The organism is Serratia sp. K1WW1, assembly GCF_055790865.1.
Genome location: NZ_CM147697.1, coordinates 4,962,842 through 4,986,408, shown reverse-complemented (window position 1 = coordinate 4,986,408; position 23,567 = coordinate 4,962,842). Strand labels below are relative to the sequence as shown.

The 23,567-nt window shown below is 55.0% G+C and carries 17 protein-coding genes; 14 read left to right on the top strand and 3 right to left on the bottom strand.

Annotation, left to right across the window (positions count from 1 at the left end; translation table 11 throughout):
- The first annotated feature begins 55 nt into the window (after positions 1 to 55).
- The 14 genes from rlmD to ACX9GU_RS22500 all read left to right on the top strand — a co-directional run bounded on the left by rlmD (position 56) and on the right by ACX9GU_RS22500 (position 18,586).
- Positions 56 to 1,393, top strand: coding sequence for a 23S rRNA (uracil(1939)-C(5))-methyltransferase RlmD (gene rlmD, locus ACX9GU_RS22565; protein WP_179252291.1), 1,338 nt, complete (start codon positions 56 to 58; stop codon positions 1,391 to 1,393).
- Positions 1,394 to 1,402: 9 nt separating this feature from the next.
- Positions 1,403 to 3,637 (top strand): GTP diphosphokinase, encoded by a 2,235-nt coding sequence (gene relA / locus ACX9GU_RS22560; RefSeq protein ID WP_473192990.1) that lies wholly within the window; start codon positions 1,403 to 1,405, stop codon positions 3,635 to 3,637.
- A gap of 58 nt (positions 3,638 to 3,695) precedes the next feature.
- Positions 3,696 to 4,490: a nucleoside triphosphate pyrophosphohydrolase gene (mazG, locus tag ACX9GU_RS22555; RefSeq protein ID WP_473192989.1), complete on the top strand. Its 795-nt coding sequence runs from the start codon at positions 3,696 to 3,698 to the stop codon at positions 4,488 to 4,490.
- Positions 4,491 to 4,856: 366 nt separating this feature from the next.
- The gene (gene pyrG, locus ACX9GU_RS22550) at positions 4,857 to 6,494 is read left to right on the top strand and encodes a glutamine hydrolyzing CTP synthase (protein WP_024483442.1); all 1,638 of its coding nucleotides are present in this window, start codon (positions 4,857 to 4,859) and stop codon (positions 6,492 to 6,494) included.
- Between the two features lie 80 nt (positions 6,495 to 6,574).
- Positions 6,575 to 7,870, top strand: coding sequence for a phosphopyruvate hydratase (gene eno / locus ACX9GU_RS22545; protein WP_024483441.1), 1,296 nt, complete (start codon positions 6,575 to 6,577; stop codon positions 7,868 to 7,870).
- A 627-nt stretch (positions 7,871 to 8,497) separates the two neighbouring features.
- Complete coding sequence (locus tag ACX9GU_RS22540; protein WP_473192988.1) at positions 8,498 to 9,031, top strand: fimbrial protein; 534 nt, start codon at positions 8,498 to 8,500, stop codon at positions 9,029 to 9,031.
- 138 nt (positions 9,032 to 9,169) lie between these two features.
- Entirely contained in the window at positions 9,170 to 9,898 is a 729-nt protein-coding gene (locus tag ACX9GU_RS22535; RefSeq protein ID WP_473192987.1) for a fimbrial biogenesis chaperone, read from the top strand.
- A 20-nt stretch (positions 9,899 to 9,918) separates the two neighbouring features.
- Positions 9,919 to 12,483, top strand: coding sequence for a fimbria/pilus outer membrane usher protein (locus tag ACX9GU_RS22530; RefSeq protein ID WP_473192986.1), 2,565 nt, complete (start codon positions 9,919 to 9,921; stop codon positions 12,481 to 12,483).
- A gap of 29 nt (positions 12,484 to 12,512) precedes the next feature.
- Positions 12,513 to 13,850 (top strand): fimbrial protein, encoded by a 1,338-nt coding sequence (locus ACX9GU_RS22525; protein WP_473192985.1) that lies wholly within the window; start codon positions 12,513 to 12,515, stop codon positions 13,848 to 13,850.
- A gap of 8 nt (positions 13,851 to 13,858) precedes the next feature.
- Positions 13,859 to 14,602 carry a fimbrial biogenesis chaperone gene (locus ACX9GU_RS22520; RefSeq protein ID WP_473192984.1) on the top strand — a complete coding sequence of 248 codons (744 nt, stop codon included), beginning with the start codon at positions 13,859 to 13,861 and terminating at the stop codon, positions 14,600 to 14,602.
- Between the two features lie 165 nt (positions 14,603 to 14,767).
- Positions 14,768 to 15,490 carry a cyclic nucleotide-binding domain-containing protein gene (locus tag ACX9GU_RS22515; RefSeq protein WP_473192983.1) on the top strand — a complete coding sequence of 241 codons (723 nt, stop codon included), beginning with the start codon at positions 14,768 to 14,770 and terminating at the stop codon, positions 15,488 to 15,490.
- 293 nt (positions 15,491 to 15,783) lie between these two features.
- Positions 15,784 to 16,974 carry an NAD(P)/FAD-dependent oxidoreductase gene (locus ACX9GU_RS22510; protein WP_473192982.1) on the top strand — a complete coding sequence of 397 codons (1,191 nt, stop codon included), beginning with the start codon at positions 15,784 to 15,786 and terminating at the stop codon, positions 16,972 to 16,974.
- 11 nt (positions 16,975 to 16,985) lie between these two features.
- On the top strand, positions 16,986 to 17,357 hold the full coding sequence (locus ACX9GU_RS22505) for a hypothetical protein (protein WP_473192981.1): 372 nt from the start codon (positions 16,986 to 16,988) through the stop codon (positions 17,355 to 17,357).
- Positions 17,358 to 17,389: 32 nt separating this feature from the next.
- A complete protein-coding gene (locus ACX9GU_RS22500) occupies positions 17,390 to 18,586 on the top strand; it encodes a methionine gamma-lyase (RefSeq protein ID WP_473192980.1) in 1,197 nt (398 codons plus the stop codon).
- Between the two features lie 51 nt (positions 18,587 to 18,637).
- Here the strand turns inward: ACX9GU_RS22500 and ACX9GU_RS22495 are convergent, their stop codons facing one another.
- The 3 genes from ACX9GU_RS22495 to hutU form a co-directional block, all read right to left on the bottom strand.
- Positions 18,638 to 20,032: an amino acid permease gene (locus tag ACX9GU_RS22495; protein WP_059199787.1), complete on the bottom strand. Its 1,395-nt coding sequence runs from the start codon at positions 20,030 to 20,032 to the stop codon at positions 18,638 to 18,640.
- Positions 20,033 to 20,172: 140 nt separating this feature from the next.
- The gene (gene hutH, locus ACX9GU_RS22490; RefSeq protein ID WP_473192979.1) at positions 20,173 to 21,708 is read right to left on the bottom strand and encodes a histidine ammonia-lyase; all 1,536 of its coding nucleotides are present in this window, start codon (positions 21,706 to 21,708) and stop codon (positions 20,173 to 20,175) included.
- Positions 21,705 to 23,396 carry a urocanate hydratase gene (gene hutU, locus ACX9GU_RS22485; protein WP_024483429.1) on the bottom strand — a complete coding sequence of 564 codons (1,692 nt, stop codon included), beginning with the start codon at positions 23,394 to 23,396 and terminating at the stop codon, positions 21,705 to 21,707. The genes hutH and hutU overlap by 4 nt, the downstream gene beginning before the upstream one ends.
- Positions 23,397 to 23,567: the final 171 nt, after the last annotated feature.

Genomic DNA, 23,567 nt, shown 5'->3' with positions numbered 1-23,567 from the left:
TGGGAGAATTGGAGGCTAATCTTAAGCTTAATTAACCAACACACAATCAATAATTATGGCGCAATTCTACTCTCCGAAACGCCGCGTGACGACCCGGCAAGCTTCACAAATATTCACGGTGACGGTAACGGACCTCGATCCATTTGGCCAGGGAGTGGCGCGCCATGAAGGCAAAGCGGTATTTGTTCCCGGAGTTTTACCGGGGGAACAGGCCGAAATCCAGTTGACGCAGGACAAACGACAGTTCGCCAAAGGTCAGCTCAGACAACTGTTAAATTGCAGCATACAACGTGTTGAGCCGCGCTGCCCACACTTTGGTGTGTGCGGAGGTTGCCAGCAGCAGCACGTCTCCGAGGCGCTGCAACAGCAAAGCAAGGCGGCGGCGCTGGGGCGCTTGATCTGCCGCGAAACCGGGGTGACGCCGCAACAGGAACCGGTGATTGCCGGGCCACAATATGGCTACCGTCGGCGGGCGCGGCTGGGGTTACAGTGGCAACCTCAGCAGCATCGTTTGCTGATGGGTTTTCACCAGGCCGCCTCATCCGATCTGGTGGCGGTGAAGCAGTGTCCGGTATTGGCACCGGAACTGGAACGGCTGCTGGTGCCGTTGTATCAATGCCTGAGCGGCTTGCAGGCCGTGCAGCGTCTGGGCCATGCGGAGCTGGTGTTGGCGGATAACGGACCGGTGCTGGTGTTGCGCCACCTGGATGCGCTCAAGCAGGGCGATCGTCAGGCTTTGCAGCAGTTTGCCCAGCAAAATGGCACCGCCGTTTATTTGGCACCGGATAGCGAACGGCTGGAAAAACTGTGCGGTGAAGCGCCGTATTATCAGGTTGACGGGCTACGCTTAGACTTCAATCCGCGCGATTTTATTCAGGTAAATGATGCGGTAAATCAGCAAATGGTGGCTCAGGCCCTTGAATGGCTCGAGATTGAGCCCAATGATCGCATATTGGATCTGTTTTGTGGCATGGGCAACTTTACTCTGCCGCTGGCCAAGCGGGCCAAGGCGGTGGTCGGGATTGAAGGTGTTGCCACGCTGGTAGCGAATGGGCAATATAATGCCGATAGGAATAGGCTCAGTAATGTCTCCTTTTTCCATGAAAATCTGGAAGATGACGTTGCGCGACAACCATGGGCAGCACAGGGATTTGATAAGGTGATGCTGGATCCGGCCCGCGCAGGCGCGGCTGGGGTGATGTCACACATTGTAAAACTGGCGCCAGAGCGCGTGGTGTATATATCCTGTAACCCCACGACGTTGGCACGCGACAGCAAAGTGTTGCTGGACGCCGGTTATCGTCTTGCGCGTGTGCGGATGTTGGATATGTTCCCGCACACGGGGCATCTTGAATCCATGGCGCTGTTTATCCACGGGTCGCGGAAAAAGTAGGGAGAAGTTATGGTCGCGGTAAGAACTGCACATCTGAATACGGCGGGTGAATTCGCGCTTGATGACTGGATAGCCAGCCTGGGGTTGCCCAACCCGCAGTCAGGTGAGCGATTAGCCGCAACCTGGCGTTACTGTGAACAGCAGACGAAAGACCATCCCGATGCGCCGTTGCTGCTATGGCGTGGCCTGGAGATGGTGGAGATCCTCTCGACCCTCAGCATGGATAACGACAGTATGCGCGCGGCGCTGCTGTTCCCGTTGGTAGACGCGGCGATCGTTCCTGAAGCGACCCTGACCGAAGAGTTCGGTTCCGGCATTACCTCCCTGGTGCACGGCGTACGGGATATGGACGCCATCCGCCAACTAAAAGCCACCCACAACGACTCGATGGGCTCCGAGCAGGTCGATAACGTGCGCCGCATGCTGCTGGCGATGGTGGAAGATTTCCGCTGCGTAGTGATCAAGCTGGCAGAGCGTATTGCCCACCTGCGTGAAGTGAAGGATGCGCCGGAAGACGAACGCGTGCTGGCGGCCAAAGAGTGTTCCAATATCTACGCCCCGCTGGCCAACCGCCTCGGCATTGGCCAGTTGAAATGGGAACTGGAAGATTTCTGCTTCCGCTATCTGCATCCCGATGAATACAAACGCATTGCCAAGCTGCTGCATGAACGCCGTATCGATCGCGAGCAGTTTATTGATGACTTCGTGGCTTCATTACATAACGCGATGGAGATCGAAGGCATCAAGGCGGAAATTTATGGCCGCCCGAAACACATCTACAGCATCTGGCGCAAGATGCAGAAGAAATCGCTGGCGTTTGACGAGCTGTTCGACGTGCGTGCGGTGCGGGTGGTAGTGGAGCGCCTGCAGGATTGCTATGCGGCATTGGGCATCGTCCATACCCATTTCCGCCATCTGCCGGATGAGTTTGACGACTACGTCGCCAACCCGAAACCGAACGGCTATCAGTCGATCCATACTGTGGTGCTCGGCCCGCGTGGCAAAACGCTGGAGATCCAGATCCGCACCCGCCAGATGCACGAAGATGCCGAGCTGGGCGTCGCTGCACACTGGAAATACAAAGAAGGCGCGGTGGTTACGGCGCGTTCCGGCTACGAAGAACGTATTGCCTGGCTGCGCAAGCTGATCGCCTGGCAGGAAGAGATGGCGGACTCGGGTGAAATGCTCGACGAAGTGCGCAGCCAGGTGTTCGACGATCGCGTCTACGTGTTTACGCCGAAGGGCGACGTGGTGGATCTGCCAGCCGGTTCCACGCCGCTGGACTTTGCCTACCATATCCACAGCGACGTCGGCCACCGCTGTATCGGTGCCAAGATCGGCGGCCGTATCGTGCCGTTTACCTACCAGTTGCAGATGGGCGATCAGATTGAGATCATCACCCAGAAGCAGCCGAACCCTAGCCGTGACTGGCTGAACCCGAACCTGGGCTATGTCACCACCAGCCGTGGGCGCTCCAAGATCCACAACTGGTTCCGCAAGCAGGATCGCGATAAAAACATCCTGGCCGGGCGGCAGATGCTGGACAACGAGCTGGAACACCTCGGTATCAGCCTGCGGGAAGCCGAAAAGCTGCTGATCCCACGTTATAACGTCAACTCGTTGGATGAAGTGTTGGCGGGCATTGGCGGCGGCGATATCCGTCTCAACCAGATGGTGAACTTCCTGCAGGGCAAGCTCAACAAGCCTAGCGCCGAAGAGCAGGATCGCGAAGCGTTACGCCAACTGACCCAGCAGAAAGCCCCGGCAACCTCGGCCCGCAGCAAAGATAATGGCCGCGTGGTGGTCGAAGGCGTCGGCAATCTGATGCACCACATTGCCCGCTGCTGCCAGCCGATCCCGGGGGATGACATTGTCGGCTTTATCACCCAGGGGCGCGGGATCTCGATCCACCGTGCGGATTGCGATCAACTGGCGGAGCTACAGTCTCACGCGCCGGAACGTATCGTGGATGCGGTCTGGGGGGAAAGCTACTCCAGCGGTTATTCGCTGGTGGTGCGCGTCGTGGCCAACGATCGCAGCGGTTTGCTGCGTGATATCACCACCATCCTGGCCAACGAGAAGGTCAACGTATTGGGCGTCGCCAGCCGCAGCGACACCAAAAAGCAGTTGGCCACCATTGATATGGATATAGAAATCTATAACCAGGTGGTGCTGGGCCGCGTGCTGGCCAAGCTCAATCAACTGCCCGACGTTATCGACGCCAAACGCCTGCACGGCGCTTGATTTTTTTTTTGCTTAAGGGCTCAGCATGCTGGGCCCTTAATTATTCAGAGAGTACAACATGACCCAACCAACACCACTGCAACGCCTGCTGACCATTATGAAAACCCTGCGCGATCCGCAGGCGGGTTGCCCGTGGGATCGTAAGCAGACCTTCGCCACCATCGCGCCTTACACCCTGGAAGAAACCTACGAAGTGCTGGATGCCATCGAGCGCCAGGACTATGCCGAGCTGCGTGATGAACTGGGCGATCTGCTGTTCCAGGTGGTGTTTTATGCCCAGATGGGGCAGGAGCAGGGGCTGTTTGATTTCGATCAGGTGTGCACCGCCATCAGCGACAAGCTGGAACGCCGTCACCCGCATATCTTCGGTGAGGCTGAGGCAGCAGACAGCGCGGCGGTTTCCGCCCGCTGGGAGCAGTTGAAGGCCGGTGAACGGGCAGAGAAAGCGCTGCACTCGGCGCTGGATGATATTCCCAACGCCTTACCGGCGCTGATGAAAGCGCATAAAATCCAGAAGCGCTGTGCCGCGGTCGGCTTCGACTGGAACACCTTGGGGCCGGTCGTAGGCAAAGTGTATGAAGAGCTGGATGAAGTGATGCACGAAGCCCAGCAAGCGGTGGTAGACGAGCAGAAGCTGGAAGAGGAAATTGGCGATCTGCTGTTTGCCACGGTCAATCTTTCCCGCCATCTGGGTCATAAGGCGGAAAAGGCGTTACAGGTGGCTAACCGCAAATTTGAACGCCGCTTCCGCCAGGTTGAAGAGATCGTGCAAAGCCGCGGTCTGACAATGCAGGAAGCCACGCTGGAGCAGATGGAAGAGGCCTGGCAACAGGTAAAACGCCTGGAAAACTAATTGCCAATGCCGTTGTCCTAACTGTGTCGCTTGTTTGATCGGCGACAATATTTACTCAAGCTGAAACGGTTAAGCTCGGAGTTGTGGATTGCTGAATCTGGTTTAACCGGCAGAAAAGCTCAACAAACTGAAATCTAAGATGTTTTATTGCATCCAAACTCGGTTTGTACGCAGTTTTTTGCGCTAACCCATTGTTTCTAAAAGGCTCTAAAACGGGGGCCGAACGATTAAACCGGGATGAACTCACGAGGGTGGTTGAGATGATGGCAGGTAAAACGATCGTTTGTAGGTCAAGAGAGGTTCGGGTATACTACTTTCCCGTCTTGGTTCTTCCATCGTCTTTAAACCTAAACTCTCAGGTTCAGCATGACAACTAACTATATTTTTGTAACCGGCGGGGTCGTATCCTCTCTGGGTAAAGGCATTGCCGCAGCCTCCTTGGCGGCTATTCTTGAAGCCCGTGGCCTCAACGTTACCATCATGAAACTGGACCCGTACATCAACGTGGATCCGGGCACCATGAGCCCGATTCAGCATGGGGAAGTTTTCGTCACCGAAGACGGGGCAGAAACCGATCTGGATCTGGGTCACTACGAGCGCTTCATCCGTACCAAAATGACGCGTCGTAACAACTTCACCACCGGGCGTATCTACTCTGATGTGCTGCGCAAAGAGCGCCGTGGCGACTATTTGGGTGCCACCGTACAGGTGATCCCACACATCACCAATGCCATTAAAGAACGCATCATCGAAGGCGGCGAAGGCCACGATGTGGTGCTGGTTGAGATCGGCGGCACCGTCGGCGATATCGAATCCCTGCCGTTCCTGGAAGCCATTCGTCAGATGGCCGTCGAAGTGGGCCGTGAGCACACTCTGTACATGCATTTGACGCTGGTGCCATACCTGGCAGCCGCGGGTGAAGTGAAAACCAAACCTACCCAGCATTCGGTAAAAGAGCTGCTTTCCATCGGTATTCAGCCAGATGTGCTGATCTGCCGTTCCGATCGCGCAGTTCCTGCTAATGAACGCGCTAAAATCGCTCTTTTCTGTAACGTACCGGAAAAAGCGGTTATCTCCCTGAAAGACGTTGATTCCATTTATAAAATCCCAGGCCTCTTGAAATCTCAGGGCCTGGATGATTATATTTGTAAACGATTCAGCCTGACACCGCCGGAAGCCAATCTGGGCGAGTGGGAGCAGGTGATCTACGAAGAAGCCAATCCAGGCGGCGAAGTGACCATCGGTATGGTCGGCAAATATGTCGAACTGCCGGATGCTTACAAGTCGGTGATCGAAGCGCTCAAGCACGGTGGCTTGAAAAACCGTCTGACCGTCAACATCAAGCTGATCGATTCGCAGGATGTTGAAACCCGCGGCGTTGAAGTGCTGAAAGATCTGGATGCAATCCTGATCCCTGGCGGCTTTGGCTATCGTGGCGTGGAAGGCAAGGTGATGACCGCACGCTACGCGCGTGAAAACAAAATTCCTTATCTGGGCATTTGCCTGGGTATGCAGGTGGCGTTGATGGAGTTTGCGCGCAACGTGGCGGGGATGGAAAATGCTAACTCCACCGAATTTGTGCCAGACTGTAAGTACCCGGTTGTCGCATTGATCACCGAGTGGCGTGACGAAGACGGCAACGTCGAAGTCCGTACCGAAGAAAGCGATCTGGGTGGCACGATGCGCGTTGGTGGCCAGCAATGCCACCTGACCGACAACAGCCTGGTGCGCAAGATGTACGGCGAGCCAACCATTGTGGAACGTCACCGTCACCGTTACGAAGTCAACAACATGCTGTTGAAGCCGATCGAAGCCGCGGGTATGCGTGTGGCAGGTCGTTCTGCGGACAACAAGCTGGTTGAGATTATTGAATTGCCTGATCATCCGTGGTTTGTGGCCTGTCAGTTCCATCCGGAATTTACGTCGACGCCGCGTGATGGACATCCGTTGTTCGCTGGCTTTGTCAAGGCGGCCGGTGAGCACCAGAAGCGTCAGGTGAAATAAGAGTTTTAGTAAGCAACGCGCGGCCAAAACCGCGCGTTGTTTGTCTGGAGTTTTAGTTTAACTTGTCTGAGGAAAACCTAATGTCCAAAATCATTAAAGTCATCGGTCGTGAAATCATCGACTCACGCGGCAACCCAACTGTTGAAGCCGAAGTTCATCTGGAAGGCGGTTTCGTCGGTCTGGCTGCAGCGCCGTCAGGTGCTTCTACCGGTTCCCGTGAAGCACTGGAACTGCGTGACGGTGACAAGTCTCGTTTCCTGGGTAAAGGCGTACTGAAAGCCGTTGCCGCAGTAAATGGCCCAATCGCTCAGGCGGTGGTGGGTAAAGATGCCAAAGACCAGGCTAACATCGACAAGATCATGATCGATCTGGACGGTACCGAGAACAAATCCCAGTTTGGTGCTAACGCCATCCTGGCTGTTTCTCTGGCTGCTGCCAAGGCCGCTGCTGCCTCTAAAGGTATGCCGCTGTATGAGCACATCGCTGAACTGAACGGCACCCCAGGCAAATTCTCTATGCCGTTGCCTATGATGAACATCATCAACGGTGGTGAGCACGCAGACAACAACGTTGATATTCAAGAGTTCATGATCCAGCCTGTTGGCGCTAAAACTCTGAAAGAAGCCGTACGTATGGGTTCTGAAGTGTTCCACACCCTGGCTAAAGTGCTGAAGTCTAAAGGCATGGGCACTTCTGTTGGTGACGAAGGTGGCTACGCGCCAAACCTGGGTTCTAACGCCGAAGCGCTGGCTGTTATCGCTGAAGCGGTAAAAGCGGCAGGCTATGAGCTGGGTAAAGACATTACTCTGGCGATGGACTGTGCAGCCTCTGAATTCTACAAAGACGGCAAATATGTTCTGGCCGGCGAAGGCAACAAAGCCTTCACTTCTGAAGAGTTCACTCACTTCCTGGAAGACCTGACCAAGCAATACCCAATCGTGTCTATCGAAGACGGTCTGGACGAATCTGACTGGGATGGTTTCGCATACCAGACCAAAGTACTGGGCGACAAAATCCAGCTGGTGGGCGACGACCTGTTCGTAACCAACACCAAGATCCTGAAAGAAGGCATCGAGAAAGGCATCGCTAACTCCATCCTGATCAAATTCAACCAGATCGGTTCTCTGACCGAAACTCTGGCTGCAATCAAGATGGCGAAAGACGCAGGCTACACCGCGGTGATCTCTCACCGTTCAGGTGAAACCGAAGATGCTACCATCGCTGACTTGGCGGTAGGTACTGCGGCTGGCCAGATCAAAACCGGTTCTATGAGCCGTTCTGACCGCGTTGCCAAATACAACCAACTGATCCGTATCGAGGAAGCGCTGGGCAACCGCGCACCGTTCAATGGCCTGAAAGAAGTTAAAGGTCAGTAATATAACGGTTTGATTCGTTACTGAATCAGTAAGCAAACGGAGAGTGCCCTAAAGGTACTCTCCGTTTTTTTATGCCTGCGTTAAATAGATCCACCAATCTACAACATAACGCAATAATTGATTTGAGATTTTACTTAGGCTGCGAAAAATTATTTCAGCGCTAATTGACCTGTTTGGTGGTGATATTTTCCTGCACGTTGAAGCAAGTTTTGATATCAGATTGGTTACTGAGTAATCAATGATGACCTAAACAAAGACCTTAAATTATTAAATGTGTTGGGATTAATCCTAACCATGGGGAATACCCCTAAAAAAACCTATATGTTTCCAATTATTTCAAATGATAACAGTTTAATTCAAATTGGTTTTTAACTTGTTGATATTTATTGATATAATTTGATCATAAAGCAAAATTAATAAGTGTAACAAAATGTAACTATAATCTATTGTCGGTTATCGCTAAGAAAAAATGGTTGTTAAGAAAAATCTGGGTTTGCTAGAATAATCTCACATGTCCACAAGGCGTCTGAGAAAGATAGTGTGACATGTATTTCTTAGTGAGTTTAAGCCAGTAATTAATTACTGCCAGGACTGCTTTATTGGAAAAAGTAAATTAAAAGGATTCTTATGAAAATCAAAATGATGGCTCTCGCTTTAATTGCATTCTCTAGCACCTCCATGGCTGACTCTGCCAACACAGTGCAATTCAAGGGTGAAGTTAGTACTCAAACCTGCTCGGTTAATATTAACGGCAATGAAGCCAACCCGGTGGTGTTACTGCAGACGGTTGCGGCCAGCTCGCTCGCTACCAAAGGTGCCACCGCAGGGGAAACGACCTTCACCGTTAACGTGACCGGTTGTACTACCGCGGCCAGCGACACCTCCATCAAAACGGTATTTGTGGGGAATAACGCGACCACCAATGGCAACCTGGGTAACACCGGTGATGCAACCAAGGTTTCTATTCAACTGTTGGATAGCGATGCCAGCACGCCATTGAGCTTTGCTACGGGTTCAACGGCTACCACCAGCGCAATGACGCTGGCAACCGGCGCGACATCAACCTCGCAAGAACTGGTTGCCCGTTATTATGCTGAAGAGGCTGGGGTGACTGCAGGTTCAGTGATCGCCACGGCACAATATGCGATTACGTATAAATAACACTCTGCCGCTCTAGGTTGTTTCCGCCAGCGGGCTCAAGCCCGATGGCGGGAAATAACCTGTTACCCATAATAACGTCAGCACGGCCTGAAACGCTAAGGAGTGCTGAGTTATTAGTCTTGTTGACTGGTCTCTCTTATGGCGTATACCACACGTACCTTTTCTTGTTGGGCGGCATTGCTGTTCAGCCTGACGTTGCTGATTGTCGATAGCGCTGCTGCCAGCGTTACCATGCTGGGCAACCGAGTGATCTACCCGGGTCAGGCACGCGAGAAAACGCTGCAGTTTACCAACGATGATGCTGCTCCGGCGCTGATCCAGGTCTGGCTCGATATCGATAATGACAAATCGACGCCGGAAACGGCCGATGCCCCCTTTATCGCATCGCCACAGATTTTCCGGATGAATGCCCATAGCGGGCAGATGGTAAGGCTAATGTACACCGGGAAAGGCTTACCGACCGACCGCGAATCCCTGTTTCACCTTAACTTCCTCCAGGTGCCAGCCGTCAAACAAAGCGAAACGGATAAAAACAAGCTGGTGCTGTTGGTCAGTAACCGGCTGAAGGTGTTCTATCGGCCCGAAGGCCTGCCGGGAGAGGGCAACCAGGCGGGCAAACAGTTGCGTCTCCAGCGTACTGGCAATGCATTACAGGTCAGTAATCCTACGCCTTATTACGTCAGCATCAGCCATGCCAAAAGCGGCAATAAAAACCTGCATATCGAACCGGCTGATATGGTCGCGCCTTTTTCGCAGGTGAGTTGGCCGTTAGGCTCGGCGTTCCCTAAAGGGAAGCTGAAAGTGGTGCTCGGCGTCATGAATGACTACGGAGTAGAGGTTCCCGTAACGCTAGAGACGCTGCACTAAAAAAGGACAGGGAGGTCCTGATGTCGCAAAAAAACTATCCCACATTTCCGCCTCTGCTATCAACGTGCTGCCGCTATGGCCTCTTTTTGCTCTCTCTGGGCGGGATCTCTCTGGCACAAGGCGCGACGGACGACTACGCCTTCGACGCCGATTTACTGCGTGGCAGCGTTTTCAGCACCACGCAACTCGAACAGTTCAACCAACAGGATCTGGTGACGCCGGGCACTTATGAGGTCGAGCTGTTTACCAACGGTGTATTTGTTGAACGCAGCAAAATCCGCTTTATCCTGGGCGACGATCGGCACGTATTGCCGTGTTTTGAGCCGCAACAGTTGGAGCAGCTTGGCTTAAAGGAAGTGCCGGCATTGCCTGGGGAAGGCTGCCTGCAACCTGGACGCGATCTTAAAGATATTCAGGTTCAGGCCGATATGTCACAACTAAGATTGGATCTCAGCATTCCACAGAGTTTGTTGAACCATAAACCTCGTGGCAGCGTTAGCCCTGGTAGCCTGAGCAGTGGTGAAACAATGGCGTTTTTCAACTACAACGTTAACCAATATCACGTCAACTACCGCCAGGGGCAGACCAAGGACCTCAACTCCACCTTCGCCAACCTGAACGGGGGTTTTAACCTGGGGCTATGGCGTTACCGTCAGCAATCCAGCTTCCGTTATGATAATGAATTTGGCAGCCATTGGGATACCAGCCGCCGCTATGTCCAGCGGGCGGTACTGCCGTTACGCAGTGAGGTGTTGTTGGGGGAAGGCTTTACCGACGGCCATTTCTTCGCCGGGCTGGGGTTTCGCGGCGTCCGGATGACGTCGGACGATCGTATGCTGCCGGACTCGCTGCGAGGCTATGCTCCCGTGGTGCGTGGTATTGCCAACAGTAACGCCAGGGTGACCGTGTTTCAGGGCAGAAGCCAACTGTATGAAACCACGGTGGCTCCCGGCCCATTTGCGATTGACGATCTGTTTGCCACCAACTTCTCCGGTGACCTGACGGTAGTGGTGACCGAGGCCGATGGTAGCGTCAGTACCTTCACCGTGCCCTTCTCTGCCGTTCCCCAATCCATGCGCCCCGGCTCCTCACGCTATTCGGCGACTCTTGGTCGATCGCGCTTTATCGGCGACAACGATCTGTTCAGTGAGCTGACCTGGCAGTATGGTTTGAGCAACTCGGTGACGTTTAACGCTGGCAACCAGTTAGCTGACGGTTATCAGGCCTTGATGCTGGGTGGGGTCTACAGTAACTCACTGGGGGCTTTTGGCCTGGATAGCACGTTTTCCCATGCCAGCCTGCCGGAAGGCACTACCTCGGGCTGGATGCTGCACCTGTCCTATAGCAAAAGCTTTACCCCAACGGATACCACGCTTTCCATTGCCGGGTATCGTTACTCCACCGAAGGGTTTCGTGATTTGAGCGATGTGCTTGGCGTACGTCAGGCAGAAAGCAGTGGACAAAGCTGGCAATCCGATTCCTATCGCCAGCAGTCGCGCTTTGAAGTGGCCGTCAATCAGGGGATCGGCTCATTGGGTAACCTGACGCTGTCAGGCTCTACGCAGGATTATCGCGATGGGCGCGGCAGGGATAATCAGCTACAGTTGGGGTGGGGCAAGGTATTTGGCAACGGCGTCGCGTTGAATCTTTCGGTGACGCGTACCCGTAGCCTGAACGGCAACAATAGCGCCTATTATGACGGCAGCCAGCCCTATGTGAATACCAATGACCCCAGGAGTACCAATACCTCGCAAACCGTTAGCTCGCTCTCGGTTTCCTTTCCTCTTGGCCGCTCTTCTTCTGCGCCAACGGCATCGTTGTTCTCTAATCATAGCCAAGGGCAGGGAGGGAGCTATCAGGCGGCGATCTCGGGCAACGTGGGGGAGACGCAGCCGGTCGGCTATGGGCTTAATTTCACCACCGACGATAATAACCGTAACAGCATCTGGGGGGGGAACCTGCAAACCCGCCTGCCTTATGCCAGTGCCACCGGCTCGGTTTCAGCATCCAGCCAATATTGGCAGGGATCGGCTGCGCTACAGGGGGCCGTGGTTGCCCATCGCGGTGGGGTCACCCTCGGGCCTTATGTTGGGGATACCTTTGCCCTGATCGATGCCCCTGGTGCGCGTGGTGCTCAAGTGATGGATGGGCAGGGAGCTCGTGTCGATCGTTTCGGTTATGCGCTGGTTCCTTCGCTGGTGCCCTATCATTTCAATTCTGTAGCTCTGGATCCGCAGGGGATGAGCAGCAAAGCAGAATTGGAAGATGGGCAACAGCGCGTGGCACCTTTCGCTGGAGCCACGGTGCGAGTGCACTTCAAGACGATACGGGGCCAGGCTGTGCTGATCAAAGTTCAGCGGCCGGATGGCAGTATAATCCCGATGGGGACCTCGGTCTTTGATGAAAACAATAACGATGTCGGCATGGTCGGCCAGGCTAATCAGGTCTATCTGCGCAGTGATAAACCGCAAGGGAAATTGACCTTACACTGGGGAGAAGGGGCGAGCGAACGATGCAGTCTGCCCTATAAATTACCCCCGCCAACCGATGAGCCGCTCCTGCTGCTGAAGGCGACATGCCGCTGATTCACCGATTATTCACCGGAGGTTATTCCATGAAGTTATTTTTACTGCTGCGGTTGGCGCTGTTGGGGAGCCTTTTTGCAGGGGTCTGCTTACCAGCGGCAGCCAGATGCACTCGCGTTTCGCCACTGATTGACTCCGGTTGCGATGCCTGTGGCGTCGGGATCGGCCTGGGGCGTATCAACCTGACCAGCACATACCTGCAACCCGTTGGCACACCGCTGGGCAGCAGTGTATTTGATTTCACCTCCGGCGTCCGTTACCCAGACCCGAACAAAGTCTTGTATGAGTGCGATGCCAGTGACGCCGGGCAGATTTTTGAAGTATTTGCCACCAACGGTGACGATCGGGTAGGGGGGTATTATGATTTAGGAGCTGCGGACGGCAATCCCAATTATTTTGCCACCTACTTTCCCTATGTCGGCATTCGGCTGACCCATCTGGATTCGGGCAAGGTCTTTACCCGTTACTGGCAGGCAACGCCAATCACCCGCTACGCCACCGTGGGTGACAAGATCCAGGTCCGTGTCAAGGATTTCAGCCCCATCCGGGCAGATCTGATCCGCATCAGCTCGCTCCCCGGCCGTGGTGCCAGTAACTACTGTGGTTACATTGCCTCTAATCCATTGAGTGGCATGGCTTCCACCACGGGTAATTCGAACTATACCTGCATCCAGCCTAATGGCTATGTGACCTTCCAAGGGCCGGGCATTGCGTCCGATCCAATCGGTAGCGATTCGGCCACCAACTTTGCGACCTGGGGAAGCGGGCGTTGGAATGCGATGGGGATGGGAACGTCACCGATTTCTTCCCTTTCTTACACCGCCACCTGTGTGGCACGCAACGTGACGCCACTGGTGATCCTGCCGACGCTTTCCGTCGGCCAATTAACCGCAGGGCGAACTTCTCAGGCCCAGTTCACCATCAATATCGAATGTGATAATGCAGCCGTTTCGGGGATTAGCACCAATCGCACCGCCCTGGGGCTGCAAGTCCCTTATGCCAGCTTTGCTCTGGCGCAACAGCTTGGCCTGGTCAACGCCAGCGGTGGCGTCAGCTATCTGCTCTCTGACGGTTATGGCACGGACAGCAGTGTAGCGACTGGCGTGGGAATTGCGCTCTCTAACAGTAGCAACGGTACGCCAATGAATTTTGTCGGCTGGGCCCGCTGTAGTGCTGGCCAGTGCCCGCAGGGTAATAATGCGGGTTGGTACCCTGTGCTTGATGGCGCAAGCAGCGGGGGCAGCACCGCGACGGGGTATACCCATTACACCACGCAGTTGACCGCCACGTTATCACGCTTGCCGGGCCAGACCGTTACGGCGGGCAAGGTTGACGCCAAGGCGTATGTTTGGGTCAAGGTACAGTAGAGAATATTATGAAGAAAATCGTCTGTATGCTACTGCTGCTCGGCGGCTTGTTACCTGCAATGCTGGCTCAGGCCGGCATTATTGCCTCCGCGACGCGAGTGATTTTTCGTGAGGGCGATAATGAAAAAAGCTTGATGCTCCTCAATACCAACGACTACCCGATCGTGGTACAAACCTGGGTAGACGATGGGGATGTCAATGCGGCCCCCGAGCAATCAACAGCGCCTTTTGTCAGCTTGCCTGCGGTATTTAGCATGCCGCCCAAGACCATGAAAGGGCTGAGGCTGATTTATAACCAGCAGTCATTGCCAACGGATAGGGAATCGGTCTTCTGGATTAATCTGTACGAAATCCCACCGACGCGCCCGGTGATCCCTCCTCTGCAGCCTAGCGTGACCATGGCGATGAACACCCAGATGAAGATTTTCTATCGTCCCAAGGCGGTGGTTGCGGCCGAGAAGGATGCGCCTAAGCCGGTGTTCACACTGAAAAAGGAAGATAATCATTACGTCTTGCTGTGCGATAACCCGTCGCCGGTTCATCTTTCTTTTTCCCGTCTTGCGCTGCGCATTGGCCAGCAGGATTATCCGGTGCAACAAGAGAGCGATATGATGACGCCGCCTTACGGCAGTAAAAAGTATCGGATTAATGATATTGTTCAATCAGGGGCTATCTCTTCAGCGATGGTCAACGCCGCCATAATCGACGATCAGGGTAATGCGGTCGATCAGCAATATGCCGTACGGAAATAACAGGCCGCACCTAGCGGCCAAATAGAGAATAAGATGATACCCACTAAACATCAGATCGAACTTGAATTGGAAGAACGGGCCGGCAAGATAAGAAGCTCGGGGCGGTTCCATCAGGCGATAATTAAACATGGCGTGATGATAGATGAAACCTATCGGAATCATCCTATGTTCTACAAAATCATCTTCCGTAACAGCCGCTTTATTATCTGCTCGACTCTGCTGGCTATTTATTACACCCAAAGTGGGGCAGCCCTGAAGGATGTTAAAGCCTTTTTTAAAGGCAAAGATATTATCAGCGAGAACGCGTTGGATTCGTTTCTGTTCTTCCTGCGCGTTGGGCGCTGGCTAGAGGTCAAGAAGGACGAGCAAGACCGGCGCACGCTATTGTTTAGGCCTACCCAGAATGCCCTGCGCCAAACCCATGAGTTGGTTTCCTCGATGGCGTTGCCCTATCAAACGTTGGCCCCCGAAATTCCGGTTGCCGACCTGCTGGAGCAGAGCTGGTTTTTACCTGCGTTCTTTAAGGTTTACGGCCAACTGATGATACAGGAGGTCTATCTGAACGATCTGGTACCACAGGCCGCATTATTTATTACTAAAGATGCGGGCCATATGGTGTTGCTGATGCTATTTATGGAAAGTATCCGCCACAATTCCCACATGCTGTTTTTGTCCTCGGCGGAGATCGCCAAGTTTAGCTCGGTGTCCCGTACGCATATCAATCGGATCCTGCTGGCGGCGGAAAAGTCGGGTCTGCTCACCACCAAAAATAACGTGTTGATTGAGTTAAATAGCTCGTTTATTGAGATGGCAGAGCGCTACTTTAGCCTGTATATGGCGATGGTGGGCTATAGCTTGGATGGAGCATGTCAGCAGCATAATAACTAGATCTGCCAGGAAAACCACCATAGTGATATAGCTGAGATATGCAATTTATAGTATTCAACTAATTACCATGGTATTTATTTTATTTTCAATATTTATAACGCCATGATTTTATTGGTGTAATAAAAATCCTATTTTTATATTCCTTTTGATTATGTCTTATGGCTGTTAGCTACTAGACTCTTAATTCTATCAGGGAAATATCTGTTTTTCCCACGATTAAATACCTTAAATAGAGCCAGTGGAATAATGCCATTGGCTATCGTACTTTGTTGCATACAGACTGAGAGGTTGGAATGCGAAGTAGGATAATTATTGTAGGTGGTGGTACGGGAGGTACCATACTGGCCAATCTTTTGGCCGCCAAGTTACATCGGGAGGTTATCAATAATCAGATAGAAATCATGATGATTTCCGACTCGCCGGTGCATTATTATAAGCCCGCGTTTATGTATGTCGCCTTTAATGCCTTTTTCAAACAGGAACTGACCAGGCCACAGCAAAGCCTATTACGGCCAGAGATACAGTTTATTGTTGATAAGGCTGAACAATTCGATTTATCCCAACGTTGTATTTATACCCGCAGTGGTAGTAAATATCACTACGACTTTTTAGTCTTTGCCACCGGCTGCGTACCCTGGCCTGAACAGATTGAAGGATTGGCCCAGGCGGGCGATCACTTTTACCAATATCAGGCGGCTCGCCAGTTGGCGCAAAAGTTGGCCACTATCGAGAAAGGGCGCATTTTTATCACGGTGTCGTTCCCACAAACGCCCAACGTACCGCACCAATGTGGTATTGCCCCGATAGAAACCACCCTGATGCTGGATGACTACCTGCGGCGGCGCGGTGTGCGTAACAACGTTGAAATTGTTTACACCTACCCGACCATTTCGCAGCTCCTGCGTAACTGCCTGTTCCTGCAACGCCCCACCGGCGAGGCTTTGCCCAGCATTTTTGCAGCCCGCGATATCAAGCATCAGCGTGGTTTTACCCTAAGCAAAGTGGATAGCGAACGGCGCATTGCCTATTCCGCTGAGGGCGATGAGCAACCCTTCGACATCCTGATGGCTACCCCGCCGATCCGTGCGGTGGAAGCGGTGCGCAACACCGGGCTGAGCGATATCGATAACGGCGAAGGCTGGCTCCCCACCGATCACCAGACGCTGCAGGTTTATGGGCAGCAGGGCGTTTATGTGATTGGCGATACCGTCGATCTGCCGGTCAGCAAGGCGGGCGGTTCCTGCCATAACCAGGCCCCGGTGATTGCCGACAATATCGTCGCGGAACTGCGCTTAGGCCAGCCCCACACCCATTACGACGGCAAGGTACAGGCCATCGCCCAAATGGGGCTACAGGCCGGTATGCCGTTGGTTTACGACTATCGCCATGACGTGATCCCCACCCCTGCCACCAAGCTGGGCGGCATGCTGCGCAACGGGTTTAACCGTGGCCTGTACTGGGCCACCGTACGCGGACTGATTTGAACGGAGGAACTATGGACTCATCTCAAGCACAGCCGTTAGATGCCTTGTTGGCCAAGCTCGAGCCGCTGCTGGCGACCGGCAGGCTGGATAACGTGGTCGATCTGCTGTCGTTGCTGTCCGACATAACGGATATTGCGGACAACGCGCTGGTGGAAAAACTGGCCGGGGTGTTCGAAGGCGTGGTCGCTGCGGGTTGGGAGGGCGGCATGGCGCTGAAGATGGCGCATAGCGAGCTGCAACTGAATTCCTCGCCTGCCAACTACCGTTCGATCTATGCGCTGCTGCGCCAGCCGGACACGCTATTGGGATTGATGCTGGTGTTGCGCACATTGCAAATCATCGGCCAGCGTTTGCGAACCTCATCGTTGCCAGCAGAAAGCTGACGGCAACTCTTCTCCCCCAACAGGACATCTTTATGTCAATCAATTCCAAACAGGCGTTTGCCACACGTGCCATTCATCACGGTTATGACCCGCAGCAATTTCTGGGTGCGCTTTGCCCACCGGTTTTTATGAGTTCGACCTTTACCTTTCCTTCGGCGGAATATGGCGGTGCCTGTTTCGCTGGCACCGAGCCTGGCTATTTTTACTCGCGTATTGCCAATCCGACGCTGAATTTACTGGAGCAGCGTATCGCCAACCTGGAGGGCGGAGAGGCTGCCGTGGCGTTCTCCTCCGGTATGGGAGCGATCACTGCCTGTTGTTGGACGCTGCTGGCACCGGGCGATGAACTGATCGTCGATGAAACGATTTATGGCTGCACCTTTAGCTACTTCCATCATGGTCTGGCGCGTTACGGCGTGAAAATCACTCACGTTGACCTGACACGCCCGGAGCAACTGGCGAAGACCATTGGGCCACGCACCCGGCTGGTATATTGCGAAACGCCAGCCAACCCGAATATGCGCCTGATCGATATTCCGGCCATCGCCGCAATCACTCACGGCCAACCACGAGCGTTGCTGTTGGTGGATAACACCTACTGCACACCTTATCTGCAACAGCCGCTGTCGTTGGGGGCGGATATGGTGGTGCATTCTGCCACCAAATATCTGGGTGGGCATGGCGATCTGCTGGCCGGCCTGGTGATCGCCAAGGCTGAACTGGCACAGGAGATCCGCCTGATTGGCTTGAAGGACATGACCGGTGCGGTGCTGTCGGCGCAGGATGCGTCTTTGTTGCTCCGCGGCCTGAAAACCCTGCCATTGCGCATGGAGCGCCATTGCGACAACGCTCAGCAGCTGGCAGAGCTATTGGAACAGCATCCGGCGGTGGAGCGCGTGTATTACCCTGGATTGGAGAGCTTCCCGCAGCATGGCTTGGCCAGCCAGCAGATGAGCCGACCTGGCGGGATGCTGGCCTTTGAGCTGAAAGGGGGAATGGAGGCCGGGATCCGCTTCCTCAACGGATTAAATCTGATCCTGCGGGCGGTGAGCCTGGGAGATTGCGAGTCCTTGGCGCAGCATCCGGCGAGTATGACGCACTCAGCCTACAGCGCCGAAGAACGCCGTCGGCACCATATCAGCGACGGGCTGATCCGGCTTTCTGCCGGGCTGGAGGATGTTACTGATTTGAAGGCGGATATCAATCAGGCGCTGGCGCGTTGCCAGTAAACCTGCCGCAGCGGGCACCAGCCTCATTAATCGAGGCTGGTGGGCTGGTTTTTAGCGGCTTTCTGTTGAGACTACGGCAGAGGTTTCCCCACCTTTTTTGCGTACCCACAAGGTATAAGCCAGCGTCAGGAAGGCTACCCAGACTAGCCCGACATACAGCGCGATACGGCTTTCCTCGAAGTAACCGAGCAGGCCAATCACGAACACCATAAATGCCGTTGCCAAAGCGGGAGCGACCGGCCACCAAGGCACTGGGAAGCTCAGCTTGGCCACTTCATCTTTAGTGAGCGTGCGGCGCATGGCGATCTGCGACAGCAGGATCATCAGCCATACCCACACCGTGGCAAAGGTGGCGATGGAGGCAATGATGATAAAGATCTGTTTGGGGATCAGATAGTTGAGCACTACGGCCAACAGCAGGGCAATGGACATCACCAACACCGTCATCCAAGGTACGCCGTTACCGGTCAGCTTGGTGAAGGCCTTGGGAGCCTGGCCATCCTGCGCCATGCCGTACATCATGCGGCCAGCGCCGAAGATGTCGCTGTTGATGGCGGAAATGGCGGCGGTGATCACCACCACGTTCAACACGTTAGCCGCCGAGCTGATGCCCATATGGCTGAAAATCTCGACAAACGGGCTACCGTTCTGGCCGATGCTGTTCCACGGATAGATAGACATCAATACCAGCAGGGTCAGCACGTAGAACAGCAGGATACGGACCGGCACGGCGTTTATCGCCTTGGGCAGCACTTTGGCGGGATCTTTGGCTTCGCTGGCGGTGATACCGATAATTTCAATTCCGCCGAAGGCGAACATCACCACGGCCAGGGAGGCAATAACGCCACCGATGCCGTTAGGCATAAAGCCACCGTGTTGCCACAGATTGCTGAAGCCGGTCGCTTCCTGCGTGACACCGAAGCCGAACAACATCACGGCGGCCCCACCAACGATCATCGCCACGATGGCGGCAACCTTGACCAGCGACAGCCAGAACTCCATCTCGCCAAACACTTTGACGCTGCACAGGTTAAGCGCGCCGATAAACAGAATGATGCTCAGCACCCAAACCCATTGCGCGACGTCCGGGAACCATAGGCCCATATAGATGCCGAAGGCCGTCACGTCGGCCAGGGCCACGATCACCATTTCGAAGGTATAGGTCCAACCGGTGAGGAAGCCCGCCAACGGGCCGAGGTAATGGCTGGCGTAGTGGCCGAAGGAGCCGGAGACGGGCTGATGCACCGCCATCTCCCCCAAGGCACGCATCACCATAAATACCGCCGCGCCACCCACCAGATAGGCAAGCAGTACGGCCGGGCCAGCCAGTTGAATAGCGCCAGCGGAACCATAGAACAGACCGGTACCGATGGCCGAACCCAGGGCCATAAAGCGGATATGTCGCGCGTTCAGGCCACGCCGGAGCTGGGGTTTCTCATTACGCATGTTGCTTCTCCGTTTTAATCATATTGTTGTCGGACAGGCAGCGCTATCCGCACAGGGGGAACGAACCCCGGCGGGATAGAGGACGAATTGTGCAGGGTAATAGGCCGTGCCCCAGACTGACGGGGCACGGCCTAAAGGCGTTACGCCTGGCTAGGTAACAAGGTGGCTGGGATCAGCGCGGTCAGATGGCCTGCTGCCAACAGTTGGCTGGCGGCTTCGATATCGGGGGCGAAGAACCGATCCTTATCGTAGTAGGCGACATGCTCGCGCAGCAGATGCCGAGCCTGCTCCAGCCCTGCGGTGGTTTGCAGACCTTTACGCAGATCCAGCCCCTGGCAGGCCGCTAACCATTCTACAGCCAGAATGCCGCGGACGTTATCCGCCATTTCCCACAGGCGGCGGCCCGCAGCCGGTGCCATCGAGACATGGTCTTCCTGGTTGGCCGAGGTTGGGATGCTGTCAACGCTGGCCGGGTGCGCCAGTGCCTTGTTCTCGCTGGTCAGCGCTGCTGCGGTGACCTGGGCAATCATAAAGCCGGAGTTCACCCCGCCGTTATCCACCAGGAACGGTGGCAGCTGCGACATGTGCTTATCCATCATCAGTGAAATACGGCGCTCGGAGAGTGAACCGATTTCGGCAAACGCCAGCGCCAGGTTATCGGCAGCCATGGCTACCGGTTCGGCGTGGAAGTTGCCACCGGATAGCACATCGCCCTGTTCGGCAAACACCAGCGGGTTATCGGAAACGGCGTTGGCCTCGATCTCCAGCACTTCGGCGGCCTGGCGGATCTGCGTCAGGCAGGCACCCATCACCTGCGGTTGGCAGCGCAGGGAGTAAGGATCCTGCACCTTCTCGCAGTTGGCGTGTGAATCAGACACTGCGCTACGCGCCCCCAGCAGGTGGCGATAAGCGGCGGCGGCGTCGATCTGGCCGCGCTGGCCACGAACCTCATGAATACGCGGGTCGAACGGGCTGCGAGATCCTAGTGCAGCTTCCACGGTCAGGCTGCCGGTTACGGTGGCGGCGGCAAACAGATCTTCGGCATCAAACAGGCCACGCAGCGCAAAGGCGGCGGAAACCTGGGTGCCATTCAGCAGTGCCAAGCCTTCTTTGGCTGCCAGCGTTAACGGTTTCAGACCCGCTTTGGCCAGCGCCTCGGTGGCCGGTAACCACTCACCCTGATAGCGGGCTTTACCTTCGCCCAACAGCACCAGACTCATGTGCGCCAGCGGGGCCAGATCGCCTGAAGCGCCGACGGAGCCTTTCAGCGGGATATGCGGATACACTTCGGCGTTCACCAGCGCCATCAGCGCCTGGATCACTTCCAGACGGATGCCGGAGAAACCACGCGACAGGCTGTTGATCTTCAGCACCATAATCAGGCGCACCAGGCTGTCATCGGTAGGGGCACCCACACCGGCCGCATGTGACAGCACGATGGAACGTTGCAGGTTCTCCAAATCTTCGCGGGCGATACGGGTGGAAGCCAGCAGGCCAAAGCCGGTATTGATACCGTAAGTGGTGCGGTTCTCTTCCACAATGCGTTCCACGCAGGAAACGCTCTGCTGGATCGCGCCGTAGGCGTTGTCGTCCAGCGTCAGGATGACCGGGTGCTGATAAACCTGGCGCAGTTCGGCAAGCGTCAGCTTACCTGGGCGGATAGTCAGAGCTTTCATGCTTTTTCTCCCTGAGTAGCGGCAACCATTGGCAGGTTCAGACCTTGCTCGCGGGCGCAGTCGATAGCGATCTCGTAACCCGCATCGGCATGGCGCATAACGCCGGTGGCCGGGTCGTTATGCAGCACGCGGGCGATACGCTCGGCGGCTTCATCGGTGCCGTCACAGACGATCACCATGCCGGAGTGTTGGGAGAAGCCCATGCCGACGCCGCCGCCGTGGTGCAGAGACACCCAGGTGGCACCGCTCGCGGTGTTGAGCAGGGCGTTGAGCAGCGGCCAGTCGGATACGGCATCAGAGCCGTCTTTCATTGATTCGGTTTCACGGTTCGGGCTGGCGACCGAGCCGGAATCCAGGTGGTCACGACCAATGACGATTGGAGCAGAGAGTTCGCCGCGGCGTACCATCTCGTTAAATGCCAGGCCCAACTTGGCGCGTTGGCCCAGGCCGACCCAGCAGATACGGGCTGGCAGACCCTGGAAGCTGATGCGCTCACGTGCCATATCCAACCAACGGTGCAGGTGCTCATCGTCTGGGATCAGCTCTTTGACCATGGCGTCGGTCTTGTAGATATCCTGCGGATCGCCAGACAGCGCAGCCCAACGGAACGGACCGACGCCACGGCAGAACAGCGGGCGAATATAGGCAGGTACAAAGCCTGGGAAGTCAAAGGCGTTATCAACGCCCATCTCTTTGGCCATCTGGCGAATGTTGTTGCCGTAGTCGAAGGTAGGCACACCCATTTTCTGGAACGCCAGCATGGCTTCTACGTGTTCGGCCATCGACTGTTTGGCAGCCTTCACCACCACTGCAGGTTCGGTTTGTGCACGGCGGCGATACTCTTCCCAGCTCCAGCCTTTTGGCAGGTAACCGTTGAGCGGATCGTGGGCGCTGGTCTGGTCGGTGACCATGTCCGGGCGCACGCCACGCTTGACCAGCTCCGGCAGGATTTCTGCCGCGTTGCCACACAGGGCAATCGAGATGGCTTTGCCTTCGGCGCAGTACTTTTTCAGGCGCGCCAGTGCGTCATCCAGATCGGTGGCCTGCTCATCGACATAGCGGGTTTTCAGGCGGAAATCGATACGGCTCTGTTGGCATTCAATGTTCAGCGAGCTGGCTCCGGCCAAGGTAGCGGCCAGTGGCTGTGCGCCACCCATACCACCCAGCCCGGCGGTCAGCACCCAGCGGCCTTTCAGGCTGCCGTCGTAATGCTGGCGGCCAGCTTCGACGAAGGTTTCGTAAGTACCCTGCACGATGCCCTGGCTACCGATGTAGATCCAGCTGCCAGCGGTCATCTGGCCATACATTGCCAGGCCCTTGGCATCCAGCTCGTTAAAGTGTTCCCAGGTGGCCCAGTGAGGCACCAGGTTGGAGTTGGCAATCAGTACGCGCGGGGCGTTACTGTGCGTTTTGAACACGCCGACCGGCTTGCCGGACTGCACCAGCAAGGTTTCGTCGTCTTCCAGCGTTTTGAGGGTGGCAACAATCTTGTCGTAACAGTCCCAGTCACGGGCTGCGCGGCCGATACCGCCATAAACGACCAGTTCGTGTGGATTTTCAGCCACTTCAGGATCGAGGTTGTTCATCAGCATGCGCAGCGGCGCTTCGGTCAGCCAGCTTTTGGCGTTTAATTGTGTGCCGCGGGGCGCGCGAATATCAACATGGCGAACTTTGTTATTTGCAGTCACAGCTAGTTCCTCAAACAGTATCGGTACAAATCTCATCTTATGACGGCAACTCACAGGCCATAACAATGAGCGGGGTTTATTAACATATACTTGTATGTACAAGCATATGCAACAGCGGCGACAATTTGAGGAAAATGGCATAAGAAAAGGTTATTTGTTTTTTAAATCATG